10 protein-coding genes are annotated in these 19,223 nt (G+C 59.2%); 6 read left to right on the top strand and 4 right to left on the bottom strand.

Features of this window, described 5'->3' with window-relative positions; genetic code table 11:
• Positions 1 to 187 precede the first annotated feature (187 nt).
• Genes ACF8RA_RS02935 through ACF8RA_RS02910 form a run of 6 tightly spaced genes read left to right on the top strand, consistent with a single transcriptional unit; the run spans position 188 to position 14,203 of the window.
• Positions 188 to 1,993 carry a hypothetical protein gene (locus ACF8RA_RS02935; protein WP_176685434.1) on the top strand — a complete coding sequence of 602 codons (1,806 nt, stop codon included), beginning with the start codon at positions 188 to 190 and terminating at the stop codon, positions 1,991 to 1,993.
• 38 nt (positions 1,994 to 2,031) lie between these two features.
• Entirely contained in the window at positions 2,032 to 4,497 is a 2,466-nt protein-coding gene (locus ACF8RA_RS02930; RefSeq protein WP_392515096.1) for a hypothetical protein, read from the top strand.
• 59 nt (positions 4,498 to 4,556) lie between these two features.
• The gene (locus tag ACF8RA_RS02925) at positions 4,557 to 6,911 is read left to right on the top strand and encodes a hypothetical protein (RefSeq protein WP_392515094.1); all 2,355 of its coding nucleotides are present in this window, start codon (positions 4,557 to 4,559) and stop codon (positions 6,909 to 6,911) included.
• A 4-nt stretch (positions 6,912 to 6,915) separates the two neighbouring features.
• Positions 6,916 to 9,807: a hypothetical protein gene (locus ACF8RA_RS02920; RefSeq protein ID WP_392518770.1), complete on the top strand. Its 2,892-nt coding sequence runs from the start codon at positions 6,916 to 6,918 to the stop codon at positions 9,805 to 9,807.
• Entirely contained in the window at positions 9,804 to 10,313 is a 510-nt protein-coding gene (locus tag ACF8RA_RS02915; protein WP_392515089.1) for a hypothetical protein, read from the top strand. Before ACF8RA_RS02920 ends, ACF8RA_RS02915 begins: the two co-directional genes overlap by 4 nt.
• Before the next feature lie 26 nt (positions 10,314 to 10,339).
• Positions 10,340 to 14,203 (top strand): RHS repeat domain-containing protein, encoded by a 3,864-nt coding sequence (locus tag ACF8RA_RS02910; protein ID WP_392518769.1) that lies wholly within the window; start codon positions 10,340 to 10,342, stop codon positions 14,201 to 14,203.
• Between the two features lie 50 nt (positions 14,204 to 14,253).
• Here the strand turns inward: ACF8RA_RS02910 and ACF8RA_RS02905 are convergent, their stop codons facing one another.
• The 4 genes from ACF8RA_RS02905 to ACF8RA_RS02890 form a co-directional block, all read right to left on the bottom strand.
• Positions 14,254 to 15,348 carry a fimbrial protein gene (locus ACF8RA_RS02905; RefSeq protein WP_392518768.1) on the bottom strand — a complete coding sequence of 365 codons (1,095 nt, stop codon included), beginning with the start codon at positions 15,346 to 15,348 and terminating at the stop codon, positions 14,254 to 14,256.
• A 56-nt stretch (positions 15,349 to 15,404) separates the two neighbouring features.
• The gene (locus ACF8RA_RS02900; protein WP_392518767.1) at positions 15,405 to 17,894 is read right to left on the bottom strand and encodes a fimbria/pilus outer membrane usher protein; all 2,490 of its coding nucleotides are present in this window, start codon (positions 17,892 to 17,894) and stop codon (positions 15,405 to 15,407) included.
• A gap of 33 nt (positions 17,895 to 17,927) precedes the next feature.
• On the bottom strand, positions 17,928 to 18,680 hold the full coding sequence (locus tag ACF8RA_RS02895; protein WP_176685442.1) for a molecular chaperone: 753 nt from the start codon (positions 18,678 to 18,680) through the stop codon (positions 17,928 to 17,930).
• Positions 18,681 to 18,760: 80 nt separating this feature from the next.
• On the bottom strand, positions 18,761 to 19,223 hold a 463-nt coding region (locus tag ACF8RA_RS02890; protein ID WP_392518766.1), incomplete at its 5' end, for a fimbrial protein.

Genomic DNA, 19,223 nt, shown 5'->3' with positions numbered 1-19,223 from the left:
TTCTCACTCTGCTTGTCAGGGGGCGGGCGCTGTAAGTCAGGGGCTGCGCGTGCCGAATACGTGTCGACAGTAGTGGAAGTTTCGTGTGTTGACACCTGTCAGTTTTGCTAGGTGTTCAGGTTCAGGGGCGGTGTTATATCTATGCCAACTCTCGAATCGGACATGTGCAAGGCGGAGATATTCATACATGGACATGCCAGACGTTTCACACCTTAATGAACGTATGAACTCTGTCGATCTGGACGCGCTTGGCAGTGCCGATCTGATGACTTGGATTAGCTATCCCGGCATTGCCGAGCACGACCTGGTATATATCAACTGGCGGGGGTGCAAGGCCGACAACAGTGCCGAGGACCTCTTTGGCGAACGCGAAGTATTGAGCCTGGATGCCGGCCGCGGGGAGATCCTGATCGATAACGCACTCGTCACCGCCTTGCGCGGTGGCCAGGTGTTCTATTCGTTCACGCGTCTGGATAACGCCGGCAATCCTGTGGGGCCTGAGTCCAAGCGTCGTTTCTTCTTCGTTGACCGGCCCGCTGAAGGCATATGGGCTTTGCCGGTCGCCCACTTGCAAGATGCCCATGAGGGGGTGATCGACGTCAACCTGCTCAATCCCGAAGGCATATTGCTGGCAACAGCGCCCTATGCCGCCATGGCCAAAGGTGACAAGGTTTTCCTGAGTTGGGAGCCCTGGTTCAACGAGTCCTTGCCAGGTGAGCCGTTCGAGCAAGTACTGGAAGTGCAGGAGTCTGATCCTGGCCGACCACTGCTGTGGCACCTGGATATCGGCGTGGTCTTCATGTATATCGGCGGGTTCGCCTTTTTGCACTATCGCATCGAATTCGCCGATGGCACCAGCAGCCGGTCGCCAGTGCAGCGCTTCGACATCGTTTCGCCCGCCGCCGGCGACCCACCGCCGGCACCTTTGCTGGCGGCGCCGCGTATCCCAGGGGCGACGGATGGCGCGCTGGATCCTGATGACGAAACCTATCGCGCCGGCCTTCTGGTAGAGGTGGAACCCTATCCGGAGCTGGAATTGGGCGATTCCCTGGTGCTCTATGCCGTAGGGCCGGAGGTGACGCTGCGCAGCCTGCGTGTGGATGTGAGTTCGGTGGACAGCAAACGCTTGACCTTTCACCTGGAGCGGGAGTGGCTGCAGAGCGAGGTCAACCGCGGCAAGCGGTTCGCGTTCAGCTATGAATTTTCGCGTCAGGGCGTGCAGATGCGCTCCCAAGTGCTGGATCTGGTCTTGCAGCGCAAGCTTTACCTGCCTTTACCGATAATCCCGGACGCCACGCAGGAAGACGGTGACGCGTCGTACCAGGGCGTGGTCCATCCAAGCAAGCTGGAGTGTGGCGCCGAAGTGCGAATCCCGGCAGAGGCCGAGCTGGGTGATGGCGCGGAGCCTGCGCCGACCGTCAACCTGCATTGGGAAGGGCACGGCAGCACGGGGGCAGCCATCGTTCCCCGGCCGCCGTCAGGTGACACACGCCTGTTCACGGTGCCGCGGTCGGCCATGGCCGCCAATCTGGGTAGACGTCTGTGGGTGTACTACACCGTCACCCGCGCCGGCGAAACGCCACGCACATCAGAAAAGTTCGAGCTGCGGGTAAGCGATTTCGATCAGCGCAGCTACCCGATAATTCAGGTCGAAGGTGCCGAGAACCGGGAATTGAAACTGCACGAAGTTCCAGTGAATGGCGCTTTGTGCACGCTGCCTTTTTGGACGTTCATGGCAGAAGGGCAATTGCTGGGTATCGAGGCGCAAGGCCGTTCGAAATCTGGCCAGAATGTCACGCATATTCTGCGTCCCCCCACCGAGGCGGTGACATACGACGAATATTCTGATGGCGTTATTGAAGCCTACCTGCCCAAACAGTTTCTCGGAAACTTGGAATTGGGCAGGGATTTCAGGTTGAGCGTATCTGCAAGTTTCGATGACGGCGAAACCTGGCGGGCATTTCCAATCGTTGATCTTAAGCTGGTTTCTTAAACAGACGCGCCTGCGTGTGTGTAAATGTGAGGTGATTTATGTCGAGCAATTCGAAACAGGATTTGCTGGAGTGGTTGCAGTCTGACTACCGGATGTTGGGGTGGAATACGATTTTCGCTATCCAGAAGGACAAGGCGGACGCTTTGTTGACCCAGGAATATATACGGCGCTTCAAGACCAGCTCTTACCTGGACCCTATCAGCGGTGAGACGGCGCCGGACAATGGTTACAAGGTTTATATGCAGAACTTTGTTCTGGATCACCCGCGGTTGTCATTCGATAATGCCGATATCACCGGTTCGCGTGCCAGCCTGCGTATGAAAATACTCGGCGGCAACCAGGTAGGGCTGAAGCAGGTGGGGGCCCATTGGTACCCACAGCGGATCGATCGGATAGAACCTCTGGTCGGGCCAGAGCTGCGTCTGCGCCTGGAACTGTCCGACGTGCCTGGCTATGTCGCCGACAACGGCGCATTGACGCTGGACTTGCACAACAGTGATGACTTTGTGGTGACCTTCTCGGATTCCAGGCGCGTTCGCGAGCTGGGGGGGGACTTCTTCAAGGAGCTGTTCCGCGGGTTGCCGGACCATCAACGCGTCTGGTCATTCGGCAGCATCGAACATGGCGAAAATGACCTGATGCGGCCCGAGTCGTTCATCCTGCGTACCCAGCGTAACCCCTCGGTCGCCCTGGCCCCGATGGAGAGCGATGACGCCGATGACGTGGACGGTGCGCTCGTGGGGTTGGTCGCCATGGGGCCCAGTAACGGGCCGCAGAATATGCCTGGCCCGGAATACCGTTACTTGATTCCCGATGACAACGGTGATTACTCGGCGACGGTACTGCTTGATAAGGCCTGGGTGGCGTTGGCTACCGTGTTAAGCAAACTGCCATTGGAGTTTTTCACGAATGTTGAATTTAAATTTGAACGTGCAGAAAACGGTGATCTGACAGCGACTGCCATTGCAGGTGTAATACCCTCAGAGACAGCAAGTCATGTTGAGCCTTACCATGAGGCATACTGGCGCGGTAGTGTTGATTGCCGGGCGTACATCGATTTAATTACCGATGAGCTGCCGCTCAAGGATGTGCTGAAGTTTCGTGTGTCAGGGGAGCGTGTGTCCATGGAACTGGTGACCGTTCATACAGCTACTGCGGATTTTACCCGCTATGAAGAAATCGTCGCCACGCCGCAGTCCTGGACGTGGGGGCACGCGTGCGTGGGGCTCTGGCATGCTGAAATCAATGTGGAAATAACAGCCAGTTGGCAGATACAAGACCTGCAAGGCGCTACGTTGAAACTTGAAGAGTATAAGCACAAAATATACCCCAAACAGGACGGTTCGTTTAAATTTGAAGGGGACCCCTACGAAGATCAGATCAGCGCGTTGAGCCTTTTTCATGTACTTTGGGGAGTTGCAGCGCCGAATGTTTCATTTGTCTCGCTGAGCACCGATCGCGGCCCCCTTGCCGCAGCAAGAGCCGCACTCGCCAAGGACCTTCGTTCAGACCTGTACATGGAGGAATTGATCGATAAGACCATCAAGCTGAACTTTGGTGGCGCGATACTCGCAGGCGAGCGGCACATGCCCCGCGACATTGCCTGTTTTGGCAGCGTCGCTCCACAGCTGACCACGTTCGCCGTCACCCCCCTGGAAAAAATCGTGACCCACGGCAGCACGTTGCAGCTTGCCACCGTCCCGGCGCAAGCCAACGTAACCTGGTCGGTCGAGTCGGTAGAGGGCTCCACGGATGACCCGGGCCATTTCGACCAGCACACCCATGGCCTGTATCTGGCGCCCGGGGCTGCGGGCATCGAAGGTGAATTTACCCGGGTGCGTGTCACTGCCACTGTTCCAGGCTCAAGCTTTGCCAGTTCGGCCCTGCTCACGGTGGTCAAGAACGCACTGCAGGTCAGCCCATTGCTGTCGGTCTGCCAGGTGGGCGACGAGGGGGTCAGCCTCAAGGCGGACAGTGTCGTTGAAGGACCGCTGCAATGGCGCATCCTCGGCGCTTCACCCCATGGCAGGCTGGCGCAGGAATCGGGCACGACCAATCGCTATATCCCCGGCGAGAACCTGCCCGACAAGTCATTCATCGTCGAAGAAGTCGAGGTCCGTAACAGCTTGACCGATGAGCACCGGACGCTGTGCATCGTTACCCAGATGACCCTGAAACGTCCCTCTGATGTGGTGGTGGACAAGCGCGATGAACAACACGCCAGGGTCTGGCTGTCGATCCATTTCAGCGGGGAGTCACGTGTCGACCAGTTGACGGTGGTGCATGGCCCGGGGCAGATCGATATCGATGAAGACGGCAAGCCTTACTACCAGGCCGACGCCGCAAGCCCCGCACATTTCTGCGTGGTTGGCGCCGTCTGGAGGCTCTCCCCCGACTCACCCATCACGCTCGAGGGCTTCATCGTGCTGCCGCTGCCGCTGGGGCAGCACAGTCAAGCCTATCAGGCCCTTGAGCAGGCAGCGCAACGGGCAACGCGCAGGTAGTCAACCGGCGTTCACCTAAACCCATACCTTTCAGCACTCCAGTTGAGCGGGGCCACATCATGCCTACCAATTACCTCTCGGTCATCACGGCCTGGATGAAGCACAACCACAAGCACCTGAACTGGGACCTGACGTTCGCCACGCGTCCCGAGGCCATCAACGACCTGCTCGCGTTGGCACATTGCAGCCAACCGGACAGTGCCCTGGGCGATATCGAAGGTGAGATCGCCATGCCAAATTCCGATGTCACCCACATCCTGACGGGCTACCGCATGGGGCCGCCCGCACTGGTGGATATGCAAGCGAACTACACGTCGCCCAAGGTCTGGCAAAGCCTGGCCTTGGAAGGCGGGAGCCATCTGGTCATGGACAAGACCGAGGGGCTGCTGAGCCTGTCGGTTCACGACCTGCTCGACCCGTTGCCGGTCACTCAGAAACTGCTGCTGAGCACCGATGCCCAGGGCGTGAGCGCCGACCTGCGTGAAGGCACGGATACCGAGCTGGACCTGGGCGGTGGTTTGCCACAGCGGCAGGCCGCCGGGCGATTCTTCAAGGAAGTGCTCAGCGGGTTGGGCAGCGCCCGGCAGGTTTATCCCTTGGTTGACTTCAAGGCGCTGTCTGGCAACCCCTACCTGGCGGTTCGGCACAGTGAAGTACGCACCCACGTCAGCAAAGCCGACGGCAAGTCCGCACTGGTGGTATTCGCGGGTATCAACAATGGCTCTGTGGGCAACCTGCCCGGTGAGCAGTCCGATTACCCGTTCCTGCTCCCCGATGATCTTGCGCAACCGGTCGACAGCGCACTGTTGCTGACGTCGCGCTTCCTGCACCGTGCAGCTTACGCCACGGGCCTGGCGCAGATGCTCGAGGGTGGCGCGTTCGATGCCCGGTTCGATGAAGACAATAACTTGCAGCGGCTGGATGCCACGGCCGGCCTGTTGGAGGTGTACCCCAGCACTTACGAGAGCGACAAGTATCAGTTTGCCTGCGAGGGTTTCAAAATTGCCGTAAACGCAGGGGCGCCGGCCGGCGATCAGGGGCGGGCTGCCCTGGCGGATTTCCAGCCCCTTCTGAGTGTCACCTTCGAACACGATGAGGTCCGCCAGCACTGGAAGTCCTATTGCACGCTGACCTTCACCTACAAGCCCAAGCCAACGGGTCCTCTGTACAGCCGAACGGCAACGTTCCAGTTCGACCTGCAAACCGTGTTCACCCTGAATGCGCCTGCATCACCTGAGGAAAGCGCTGGCTGTATGTTGCTAGGGCAGGTTTTGTGGCCGTGGCAGGCGGCCGAAGTGACGGAGGTCAGTGGCCTGCCCAGCGACACGCCACCGGCACTGCGAGAGGAGATTTATGCGTTTGTCGCCTTCCTGGTCAAGCAGGCGGTACTTGAAGGGCTGGCCAGGGAGTTGACCGCGATGATCCCGGAACAGGTGATGGCCGGTCTGTCGTTGGTAGACGGCAAGCGCCTTGTACCGTTCGACTTCCAGTTACCCGATGGAATGGCCGTGTTCGCCAGCGGCTATGGCACGGCCGGCATGCGCATCGTCGATCGCCCCGTGACGCTGGCACCCGGGCAGCGGCATACGTTCAGCGTTGAACCGCCGCGTGAAGGGCTGACATGGTCCCTGGAGGCTTTGCCAGGCACTGTCGGTGATCTGGGGCGCATCGACCCCGCCAGCGGTGAATACCGGGCACCGCCTGCGCACGCCATGGCGGGGAAACCCGTGCGGGTCCGGATCATCGCCACCGACCCGGGTACCAACAAGCAGGCCATCAGCATGGCCTCTGTGGCGCCCGCAACATTGACGGTCAATCCACTGATCCGGGTCTGCTACTTCGACGACACACTGACCCTCACGGCGGGTGCGCAGACCGGAGACCTCGACTGGTCTGTGGTCGATGATGGCGAAGAAGGACGGGGCTCGGTCGTCGCTGAGGGCGATGGCAGGCGTTGCACCTATACCGCAGGCAGTAAGGTGGATGCCAACGTGGCCTACGTGCTCGATCAGGTCAAGGTACAGAACCGGGAGACCAGCGAGTCGCGTTCAATCTATGTGCTGGTACGCCAGCGGCGGCCTGAACTGGTGATCGACGTCAAGCAGTTGCCCGATGGCGACCTGCAGTTGACAGGTATGTTCGATGGGGTAGGCCAGCCAGACACTCAGTGGGCATTGCCAATTGCAGGGACTGGCGAGATCGATGAGGCCACTGGCCGCTATTCCCCTGCATCTGCCGACGCCGATGCGCGTTTCGCGCTGATTACCGCCAAATGGGCGATTCCAGGTTCTGTCTTCATCCTCGAAGGCCACCTCATTCTACCGCTGCCCCTTTCCTTGCACTTCGACGCTGCACGGCGCGCTGCCAGCCCGACAGGCCTGCGTGTGGCCACATCACCATCCATTGGAGGTTGAGACCATGTCCAATTCACTGGAAGAACTGCTCGAGCTCATGAAAAAGGGCTCAGTAACGCTAGGCTGGGGGGCGGTTGCTGTCTATAGCCGTGACCGGCTCAACCGCTTGCTGGAGCAGCAATACCTGACGCGCTTCAAGGAAAACCGCTACCTCCCGCCTTTCAGTCACACGTTCGAAGGCGTGGGGGTGAAGGAGGCCGTGAGCGTTGAGGCGCTGGAGTTCGGTACGCCCTTGCTGTCGTTCAGCAATGCGTCGACGAGCGATGCCAAAGCAACCCTGACCATGAACATCATCAAAGGTACGGTGAACAACAGTGGCAAGTTGGTCAGCAGCGTCGAGATCACCGAGGCGTCGGGGTACTGGCTGCAGATGGAGGTCGACCTGGAGACCGTGCGCGGTGAGGTTCACCCGTACGGCCTCGTTGCGCTCAACCTTGCCAAGGGGGGGCGGTTCACCAGCAACCTGTTCGACGATAAACCCGACCTCGCTCAGCAACTGATCGACGCACTGCAAGCCTGGATGGGTGAGATGCCTGGCCGTTGCGCCAGGTTCGAGCTGGGCACCGTGGACTTTTCCGGTTATGGCCCGCTGACACCTACAGGCTTCATCCTGCGCACCCAGGCGGCACCTGGTGCGCGAGTACGCGATGCCGTCAACTACGGCGATGGCGCAGTGCTGGTGTTCATCCGCCTGCGCGATAGCCTGCTCGATGGTCAGCCGCCAGGCACAAGCTACCCGTATCTGTTGCCCGACGGCGGTTACTCGGCAACGCTGGTGCTGAACAAGGACATGCTTGGCCATGCCTCCGACGACGGCCTGGAGCTGCTCGCCCGACTGCTGTTCCCTGAGCTCAATGCCTTTGTCAAGAAGGTGGACAGTACGCCGCTGGACCGCGTCATGTTCGGCAATATCGACCCGTTGCGCACGCAGCTGACGGTGAAACCGACCTTGGGCACCGTGGTGACGGCCGGCAAGACGCAGCAGTTCCGGCTGTACGACGGCAAGGATCAGGTAATCACTGCCAGCGCCTGGTCGGTGATCAACCCGCAAAGCCATGATGACGCAGGGCATGGTTCGATCGATGGAAATGGCCTTTTTACGGCCCCGTCACCGGAAGTGATCGGGCAAGAAGTGCAGACATTCATCATCAAAGCTGAATACAAGCAGGGTGAGGAGACTTACCATGCCGCCGCCCGCGCGCTGGTGATCTCCGAGCCAGTGCTGGCGATGCCTGCCTTCGGCGCATATCGCCCGCAAGAGAGTGCGAACGGGATCGACCTGTGGAATGCAGGTAAAGGCAACGTCAGCTTTGAAATGCTCGGGCAGCCGCTGGGCCAGATAGCCAGCCTGGGCAATGGGCGCTCGCGCTTTGTGCCTGATCAGCAAGCCGGCCGGCGGATTCTGGGCGTGCAACGATTGCAGGCCGGTTCAACGGCAAAGGGCTACAACGCGCTTGTCCTGGTGAACAACCAGCCACTGGTTTCGGTTGACCCACCTTTCGTACCCAGGCTCGGCCACGGTGAGGTCACCCAGCTGAGCGAGGTGAACCGTATCATGCCCAACGAAGCGCGGCGTTGGCGGATGCTGGCAGGGCCGGGCAGCGTCTCGCCATCGGGCCATTTCCGGGCTTCTGAGCTTGCTGTTTCGCAACCCAACGTAGTGACCTGTGAAGTGGTGCGCAACGGTGTCGTGTTCGCGGCGGGCTACAGCGTGGTGAAAGAGACCGCGGTCAAAGCCATCAGCGGCTGGGTGGATCTGCAGCGCTTTGCCCTCACGGTCGGCAAGAGCCCTGACGGTGTGATCGGCACTGTGGGTTCCAATGGTTACCAACAACTGGAACTCGAGGTCACCGTCGAAACCATGCAGGCGAATGGCCAGGACTACAAACTGAGTCTGGACGAGATAGCCTCCATCGCGCTGTTCGACAGGTCGGGGATGAAGATTCCTTTTCTGTGCGGGGATGGGATTGACTCGGGCTCTGGCAATGTCTGGCGCACAAACCTGAAGCCGAACGATTTCATCCGCGCCAATGAAAGTCTCATGGCGACTGAAGGGCAGGGGCCGCAGCCCGCAGCGCCACGAGGTGCGGAGGACCGAACCATCCGCCTGCAGATGTTCTTGCACCGCCGCGGAGCCTCTACGTCGGAAGTTTTTTACGCCGGTTTCCAGGCAAGGACCGGGCGATGGTTCTACTCGAACGACACCCGTCATCAGAATGCCGAGATCGAGGTCAAGGTACACACGCCGGACGCCTACAAATCCACAGACTACACATTTACCCGCACACGGGCGGCGGGTGGCGGTGGTAATTCGGGCTCGACAGAACCGGAGCACGAAGATTTCGACCTGCACCCGGAAACCGACGATTACTGGATGTTGAGCTACAACCACGGGACCTTCTATACCGCCGAATTCGTCAAGGCCAAGGAAAGTGATAACGACAGGGATGTGAATACCTCGATGGTGCGCTGGGAAAGTTCTTTTCCAGAAGAGTACTACCGCAGTTATACCGGGTATGTTTTTCAGGGCTACAACGAGCCGCTGCCGAAGTTTGTTTCCTTTGATCCCGATTCGAAGCCTTTGATCGATGGTGTCGAACGTGAAGTCAGCTCGGTGTACCAGCCCGGTCTTTTGGCAATTGTCAATTACCGTCGGCGGGATCTGCCTTTTAATCGTACAAGCGATCATAGGGCTCTCTTTGAGAAGCTGAGTAAACCGTTACGCGTTCAGTTGCGCGATGCTCACGCTAATTTGCATATTATCCAGATCGATTATCTGCCCGCTGACACCATCGGTGATCGTAATATTCTGGTCCACACGGTCCCCTCGCGACCGACGGGCAGACAAACTTCGATTACCCGGCTTAGTAATTACCAAGAAGGAGAGCACGTATGAAACGTTATTGCATGGCAGCCCTTGTGATCGGTATGTTTTCCGGCTTCCACAGTGTGGGCCAGGCAGCGACTGAGCCAGTTCGTCCAGGTACGATTCAGCTCGCCGAGAATATGGAAGCAGGGCTACCCAGTGGCAAGCAATGTACGGTCGTGGGGGTGGCGGGTATGCCTGCACCCTACAACTTGTCAAACACCAACTGTAAGAATGATACGATTAGCTACTTCAAATTCAATAATGTACCCTCAACGACAACGGTGACGTTTAAGTCCGATGGCTGCAACGATAGTAACTATGACTGGAGGTTTGTCGTTAAAACAACAAAACAACCGACTACCACGGGTTGGATGAGTATCGAAGAGCTCAATGCGCATCGTGAAGGCGACCCGGTGACAGCGGGATTGGAGCTTATTAAGCATGTCTATAATCATGGCAATATCAGAGGCAAGCTATCTTGTGTGGTCATTCGTGTGCCGGCGGGCGAAGTAGGGTCCAGTGCGCGTAAATAGTCTCGATTCTTTGATGGAGCCAAGTGATGAGCACTTCCACTTCAGTGCATTCCAATGCCTTTAATTTTTCTTCCTATATAGAAAGCGGCGTTGATCCTCGCACCGGGCAATACACTGTGTCGATCAGGCTGCCCGAATTGCAAGGCAATGATTTGCAAGGCCCAGGTTTCGAACTGGCGTTGTTCTACAGCCCTTTGAATGGCGAGGATTCTGGATTCGGCAAGGGCTGGAACCTGCAACTGACACAAGTACGCAAGCACATCGTGACATTGAGCAGTGGTGAAGCGTACAGGATTACCGGTAAGTCATCGGTTACCGGGCGACTGGAAATGAAAGAACAGAAGCTGCGGCAGTTCGATCTGTATGAGGATCCCCCTGGGCCCGGTGGGGCCGCACGTTTTCGCGTGGAGCACCGCTCAGGGTTGGTCGAGGTGCTGCAAGTGATGGGCTCGGGAGAGGGCGAAGTCGCTTTGCCCGTGGAGCTGCATTCACCGCTGGGGCACATGTTGCACCTGAGTTACCTACCCTTCGGCAAGGGTCACATGCGTTTGAGCGAGGTCCAGGATGAAAGTGACGTGCTGCTGAGGCTGCAACGCAGCGACAACAGCCGTGTCGAACTGCTTTGCTACCCTTCCGGTGGTGATGATGGTGGCCCGCTGGCCCGGTATGCGATGACGTTGCGCGAAAGCGACAACCGGGTCAGTGAGATCATCCTGCCCACGGCCAATCAGGCCCGCTGGCGCTTCACTTATGAGGACGTGTTGGGGTACTTGTGCGTACGTGAGTGCACAACACCCTATGGTGGGGTGGAGCGCGTGTTCTACGAGGACGCCGGGCATGAGTTCCCACGCAGCGCAGCACGGGACAATCTGCCTCGGGTTACCCGCCATGAAACCGATCCACGCTTTGGTCAGGCGGCGAAAGTGGTGCGGTATGAGTACCCCGGCACGCACAACTTCATCGGCGGTGGCAGCACCATCCCGTGGTCTGATGAGGGCCTGGACAATCTCTATGAGGTGTCGGAGGACTATACCTACAAGTCGATTCAGATACAGGAAGTGCGCAGGCAGCCGGTGCGTACGATCACGCGTACATTCAACCGCTTCCATTTGCTCACCGAGCAAGCCACCGCTCAGGGTGACAAGCTGTTGCAAGCCTTGACCCGTTACGCTGACAAGGCTGGCAAGTTCGAGAGCCAGGAGCCTTATTTCCAGCTGCCCCATGACGAAACCCAGCGTTGGTCGCTGATCAGCAACCCGTCCCGGCAGCGAGAAGAGAAGCGAGTCACCCGCTATGATAGCCACGGCAACGTGTTGACTCGCCTGTTGCCGAATCAGGTACTGGAAACCAATGTCTGGTACTCGGCCGAGGAGGAGGGGGATGAGCACGGTTTCGTGCGCAACCTGAAGACCCGGACCGTGCAACCCGCAGCGACAGGGCACGGGGCGGCCGCCACCTTGACCCAGGCGTTCCAGTACCGGGCGCTGACCCCGTTGGGTAGCTACCTGAAGCAGCCCTGGCGCTTGTTGGAAAGCGAGACCCTGAGCGAATCAGGTAGCACGCCTGGTACGTTCCTGGAAAAAATCAGCAAGCTTTACCAGGAGGAATCGGCCGAGCGCTTCAGCTATGGGCGAGTCAGGCAGCAAACCGTCAGTTACCCCGGTGTCGATGGGGGCAGCCCGTTCGATACCCTGACCCATTATGGCTACTCCCTGCCGGACGATGAGCGTGCACTGCAGACGTTGGAAAAGCTGGTGGGCGTTGACGGTGAGTCCAAGACCATCACCTTGCGACATTCCCTGGAAACGGGCGAGCCGCTGCTCAACCTGGACGACAACGGTGTCGAAATCCGATACTACTACGACGCTTTGCGTCGGGTAACACGCGAGGTCGTGGCGCCAGGCAAGCCTTTCGAAGCGGAACGCAATTACAAGTACTTCCTCTGCGCATACGACAACGAGCAGGCCCAGCAATGGGCCTATGACGTGAAGCAAGTCGAGACGCACACGCTGCTCGACGGGCTCAGCCGTCCCATCTTCGAAGAGCGCGCAGACAAGGACAGCGCAACGTATGCTGGTGCTTTGCGGCCTATCTACCGCGCTCGTCACGACGAACTGGACCAGCTGGTCGAGGAAACCGAAATCGACTGGCTGGGTGATGGTTTGCTGGAATTGACCAGCCACATCAGTTACGACGACTGGGGCCAGAGGTACGCTGTCCTGAATCCGGATGGCACGACTCAAGTCGAGGAAATCGACCAGGTGGCGAGCAAGGACGGTCCGGTGCATCGCGCCTGGCGTGAGGTGGAGCACTCACGGGTCAGCGGCATCAACGAGACGTGGTACAACCTGTTCGAGAAGCCGGTGCGGATCGAGCGATTTGCCCTGGATGGAAGCACCAGTATCAGCTTGCAGGTCAATGACTACGATGGGCTTGGCCGGCTGAGCAGGGAAGCTCAAGGAAGCGGTACAGGCCAGCGTGTGGTTGAGTATCGTTACGACGCGTTCGACCGTGTCCGCGAGGAACGCCTGGCAGATCGAGTCAACACGGTCTATCGCACCTATGCCGGGCACAGTCGCAATGACCTGCCGGTCAGCATCAAGGTGGGTAACACCGAAAACGCCGCCGTGTTGTTGGGCGAACAGGTGTTCGATGGCCTTGAGCGGCGAACCGTGGCCAAGACCGGAGGGCGAGAGCAGAAATTCGAATATGACCCAGGTGAGCGGCAACCGCATTGGGTGCAGGCGCCGGATGGTACCCGGATCGAGTACCAGTACCGGCCAGCGTTGGGTGAAGAGCCCGTCCTTCGGGTCCTCTCCGGCAAGGAAGCGAAATACGAGTATGACCTGAAAAATGCCAGGCTTACCCATTGCGAAGAGCCTGGGGATGACGAGAATTCCGGTTACACATTGGACCGTAGCCATTTCCTGAGCAACGGCGAGGTCAAGCGCGAGTCGCGTACGGTGGATGGTGAAGTGTTCAGCATGGCCTACGACTACAGTTTTCGCAGTCGCTTGCGTGCCTATGTGGATGTGCTGGGGCAGACACAGCTCTACGATTTCGACGATGTCGGGCGCCTGGAAAAAACCACGCTGCACGCGCCTGAGCCCAAAAGGTCTCGCTACCGGCTGCAGCGTGCGCCTTCCGGGCAACTGCTGCTGGAGTCGACGTTCGGGTATGACCGCCAAGGACGCATGGCGTCCATTACCACCACCGATGCCAGCACCGGGAGTGCTTTGGCAATTCTGCTCGAGTACGATGAATTCGACAGGGAGATCCTGCGGACCTTCGATTTTGGTGACACCGTGCAAACGTTGGCACAGGACTATGATGAGTTCGATTGTTTGAAGTCCCGCATTCTGAAAGAGCGCCCGAAGGGCAGCGACGAAAGCCAGGCCACGCTGTTGCGGCATGAGACTTACCAGTACGATCGGCGCGGGCGGCTGCAGATATACACCTGTGATGGCCCTGAAGCGCCCGTGGACCCCTCCGGTCAAACCATTGCCAGGCAGATATTCGGCTTCGATGGCCTGGACAACATCCTCTCGGTGATCACCTACCGCCCGGACGGGTCGTTCCAGCGGACCTTGTACGAATTCAAGAATAGCGATCCGGCACAAATGAGCCGGATCATTCCGCCTGATGCGCTACTGGGGAGCTATGACGTCGATCACGACCTGGAGGAGTTGTTCAAGATCGTCAAATACGATCCGCAGCTGGCTATCGATTTGTGTTACGACGACAATGGCAACCTGATCAGTGATGAGCAGGGTCGGGTACTGACGTATGACGGGCTCAACCGTTTGCTCAGGGTCGAGACCCCGGACGGTGAACGCTGTCGCTACAACTATGACCCAGAGAACATTCTGTCCGGCACGGCCCCTGGCTAAGGGCACCGGGGGGGGCGACGAGGCCGGTATAGGGACCGGCCTCGTCGCATTCAGCGGTAGCGAATGGTGAAGTTCAAGGCGCCCTTGGCCAAGCCCGGGCGCAGGTTGCTGTTGGGTTCTGTCTGGTAGAAGCGAGCCTGAAAATTCAAAGGCACGTTATCGCTCGTCAGGGGTACCAGGTCGATCTCTTTGTTCAGGGGCATCGATACCCCGTTGTACAGCATCTGAATACCTATGCCACGGGCTGCGGAGTCGTCGGTCAGGCTGAACACGTTTTCATCCGCAGGGCCAATCGGTCGAGAACCATTGATGCCATCGAGTTCGATGGTAGCGAGGGTCTCGTTACCCGGGTCAGGGTCCACCTGGCAGTTGCTCAAGCGGACCTGGAATGCTGCAGGAGGCGTGGTGAAGCCTGGGCCGGTGAAGTCGTTGACGCTCCATTCGCCAAGGTCCACCGGGTTGGCACTGACGTCTGCTGAAGCATCGCACTGGGTCTGGATGACCATTGCCCTGAGGGTGTATTCCAGAACTTTGCCAAAGCCTCCCCAGTCCAGATGGCCGGTCACCAGTACGCCATCCAGCTGATGCTCGCCGGGCGGCAGATCGCCGGTCTTGACCAGCGTGATCCTGTGCCTGAACGTGGCTAGCGTGGCCGGGCCCAACAGGGTCTGCTCGTAATAGGCCGTGAACGGCACCCTGGGTGGCCTGCTGTCGGGGATGAACTGGTCGGTGCCACCGAGAAAGGGGTGCAGCAACTCTACGATCGCTCCGATGCCTGGAATGTTGGTCCTGAGGACGGGGACGTCGAGCAAGCGCCCATCAACCGCAGGCAGCGGAGGATGTACCCCGCGGGCGGCCTGGAAGTTGAAATTTATCCGCTCGCCGTAGGTCCGGCACAGGAGGGCAAGGTTGTTCTGGTCGAGAGTGGCTTCGAACAGCTCTGGGGTGCCGATCGTTGTGCCGATCCGCGCATCGCGTGGCACATAAAGGGTGTTCAGGTCGCGGACATGGACCTTGAGGTTTGCGCTGATCAGCGGTTCGAACTCGCAGCGGGTCTGGTCTACCGGCATGGCCATGGCGTTTGCAGCCGGCCATGCCAAGGTGGCGAGCAGCGCCTGGAGAAGGGTCTTGTTGATGCTTTTCATGGGGGTCCTGAAAGGCGCGGTACGGCCGTGGGTAAGGCTGCACCGCGTGAAGGTTGCTAGATACAGGTCAGGGTTTGCTGGCGATAGCCGTCGACGACGGGAGCGTCCAGTCCATCGAGATGCACCCGGCAGCCGGCGTTGGGCTGGTCGCCCCAACTCACCTGCAGCGGTTGCTCCTGGCTGGGGTTGGTGAGCATTACCAGGCCCGCCTGCCCGACCATGCCGAGTTGGGTACCGTTCTCGGCCAGCACCTGGGCCCCAAAGGGCAGCGGTTGACCCTGGGTATCGTGCAGGGTCAGTACAAGGCGTGAAACGCGGCGTGCCTCGAAGCGGTGCTTTACCACTGCACCCTGGCGAGGCACTACCTGGGCGATGCCGTTGTCGATTTCCACATCAGGATCGAGACGGTCGGTTTCCAGGACCACTGAATTGGTCCGGTACGGTTGCAGGTAGGGCAAAAGTGCATAGCCGCGTGAATTGGTGCGCGTACCTGTTGCGTTTTGCAGGCCCACATTGGCCACGCCAGGGACTTCGATCAAGGCCGCGGTATCTCCCAGGTATCGGCCGAACTCCAGCCCGTCAGCATGCAGCAGCACCGCACCACTGGCATTCAATGACAGGCTGCGGTAGTTGTGGGCTTCGGTATAGCCAGCACTCACGCTGGCATAGGGCGCCTGATGGCCGAGTGACAGTGCCGCTGTCTTGCGGGCGTGTTCGTCACGGCTCAGGCTGGTGCTGTAGCTCAGCGCGCTGTCACTGCCGCTGAGCGTGGCGCGCTGGCTGTAGCCGTTGGCGTTGTGCTGCAGGTCGAAGGTCGCATTGGCGCGGTGACCGAAATGCAAGGGTACCGTCACGCTCAGGCCGAACTGACGATCACTGCCGTAACGGTCGGTCAACGATTGTGAGGCGAACAGGTTGTAGCCTACACCCCGATGCTGGGTGTTGAAGTTGAACTGGTATTGCCGTTGGGTGGCATTGCTGCGCCAGTAGTCCTGTTGCGACAGCGTCAGGGTCAGCGAGCTGGTCCTGCCCAGGCTCTGGTGGACCGAGGCCTCCAGGCGGCTGCGGCGACTGCCGCTGAACGTAGTGTCTTGGCTGCGCTGGCGCACCACTTCATCGAAGTCACGGTAGCCTTGGGTCGAATAGCGATATCCGGCAAAGCGCAGGTTGGTTTGGGTGGTGAAGGCCTTGGCATACTTCAGGGCGTAACTGGAACCTTGCACCTCGCGCTCATGGGCATTGTCGATTGCGCTGGACGCCTGCGTTACATCGAAGGCCACTGCACCCAGGTGGCCCAGGTCCTTGCTAAACCCCAGGTTGCCCGCGCGGTAGAATTCGCTGGCCATCAAGCCGCCGTAAACGGTGGTGTCCCAGTAGGAGCCTACGGCCAGCGTGCCTTGCCAGAGCAGAGGGGTCTCGAGGTCGCTGGAGGGGTTGTAGCGCCCGACCGTGGCACTGTAACGCCATACGCCTGGGCGCAGCAGATTGCTCATGGTCGAGTACGGCTGGATGAAGCGGCGGACCTGGCCATCGGCCTCGGTCACGACCACTTCCAGCTCGCCGCTGCCTGCGGTACTCAGGTCGTCGATGGCGTAGGGGCCGGCGCTGACGTACGTCGAGTAGATTGGATAACCATGCTGCCAGATCTCGACTTTTGCCCGGCTCTGGGCCACGCCGCGAATGATCGGGGCATAGCCGCGCTGGTTGTCGGCCAGCATGCCCATGTCCGAGGCCACGCGCACGCCTGATATTGGCACCGAACGGAACACTTCCCTGTCCGTGAAGGTTTCGCCAATCGTCAGATTGGCGAGGGTACCCGGTATATCGCGCTGTGCGTAGGTCTGTGCCCGGGTCCATTCCGTTTTGCCCTGGCTGCCCTGGCGCCAGGACTGGGTACTGCGCAGGCGCCATTCGCCCAGGTTGATACCACTGTTCAGGTACAGGTCGTTGCTGGTGTAACGGCCAGAGGAGCGATTGCGGCCGTTCAGGGTGGAGGCCTGATAGTTGATGAAAGCGGCATTGATACCACTGTCCCAGCGGGAAGGGTCGACCTGGTTAGCGGTGTTCCGGCGCATGGCGATCTGCGGAATCGAGATGGCCAGGTGCAGATCCGTAGGGGTGAAGACGATTTGTGCACCAGGAACGACAGTCAGCAAGTCCAGGCAGGCACTCGCCTGATCCTCTGGATTGGCCAGAGCGTCCAGGCGTATTCCCCATTCGCCAAGCAGCCTGGCTGGCAGGCATGGCTGCAGCTCACCATCCGGGCCTGGCTGGAAGTCCAGCTCATGCTGGCCGGCAGGTTCAAGATTGACCTGTACCTCTACCCGGTAGCGGCCAGGCGCGAGCCCCTGATCGCTGGTCAACATGCTCAGCGACCAGGCACTCGCTGCTTGCGGTTGGCCAGGCACTTGGCGCAGGAAGCCGCTCTGGAACCCGGAGTCTGCCTGGGAGTAGGGCGCTGAGAGCAAGGTGGAGCTACCCAGCAGGCACAGCAATGCGCTGCGCTGGCGGCGCATAATGCGCCAGCGTAGTGGGGGGAGGACCATGATGACGATTCCTGTTTGCGTGCGAGGCAGGCCCTAGTTGGCCGGTTGAATAGGCGCGCTCAGCGGTTCGGTGAAGCCACCGTAGTCATTGACGATGGAAAAACGGGCCTGCAGGCTTGAGGCGCGAGTGATGCCGGTCAGCGGGTAGGCTTTTTCGCCAAAGGGTTCCAGCATGGCGGTGTTTTTCAAGGTGGTTTGCTGGCCTTGGCCATTCACCTCCAGGCGGTTGAAGGTGATGTGGAAAGGCGATGGGTTCTTGACCACCAACTGCTCCACCCCGTTACGTACGCTCAAGGAAAATGTCAGCGAGTTCAGGTGATCGGTCGGCGTACCCTTGAGTGTGTGCGGCCGATAGAACAGTTTGATGCGTGTGCGCAAGGCGATGTTGAGTTGATTGCCCGTGTCGCTGCTGACTTGCGGAATCTCCTGCACGTTGAAGAAGAACAGCGACTCGCGGTCGTGCGGCAGTGTATTGGGCAGTCCAATTATCTTTAGAAGTTGTTCACTGTTCGGGTTGATCTTGAACAGCGGTGGGGACGTTGCAAAGGGGACGCTGGTCGTATTGTCGTCGGCGTCCGTATTTATCCAGGCCTGCACGGCATAGATGCTTTTCGATGGATTTCGAACAACGACGGATGTACTGCGTTTGTCGCCGTTGAAAACGAGGCGCGTGTTGTTTAATGTCAAGGCGGCATGACTGCTTACCGAGAGGGTAAGCATCAATAAGGTCAGGCAGGCACAAGCAACGACGCGGGCGGGTATCGTGAATGTTGACGGATTGGTCATCGGGTAACTCGCTGCATCCAGACGCACAACTACGCCTGGATGGTTTAACCGTGCAAGGACTGCACAGAATTTATGCGTAATTATTGATAGTCGACGGTGTAACGAACCTGGGCGGATGCAAGGCCGTGCGTCACGGTGCTGGCAGTGGAACGGTAGTAGGCGTCGAACCGGAGGTCGGTTGGGCCTGTCGCGTTGAGTGGGTAATCAACCGAGGTTCCACCAGGTTTGATCGAGGCCTTGGAACTGTCCCTGATGACAATCGAGATGTTTTCTGCCGTGCCGGCACTGGTACCAATGCTGAAATAGTCGCCGCTGGCATCAGCGGCACCGTCAAACTTCACGAAGGCATTGTCTTCGCTGATGCCACAGACTGTTTTGTCGGGTACGCGGATGTTAAAAGATGCGCCACGGACTTCAACGTTGGCAGCGGGGAATCGCCCCATGGGAATTTCGCCCATGGCGACGCGGTCACTGACATTGCCGTCACCGGGATTGACGATCTCGATAGGGCACGTTTCGGGCGTGATGCGGCCTTCAAAGAAT

The sequence above is a fragment of the Pseudomonas sp. FYR_5 genome, assembly GCF_043106315.1.
In the GTDB taxonomy this organism is placed as follows: domain Bacteria; phylum Pseudomonadota; class Gammaproteobacteria; order Pseudomonadales; family Pseudomonadaceae; genus Aquipseudomonas; species Aquipseudomonas putida_Y.
The sequence above is the reverse complement of the archived record's forward strand: the minus strand, read 5'-3'. Positions and strand labels throughout refer to the sequence as shown.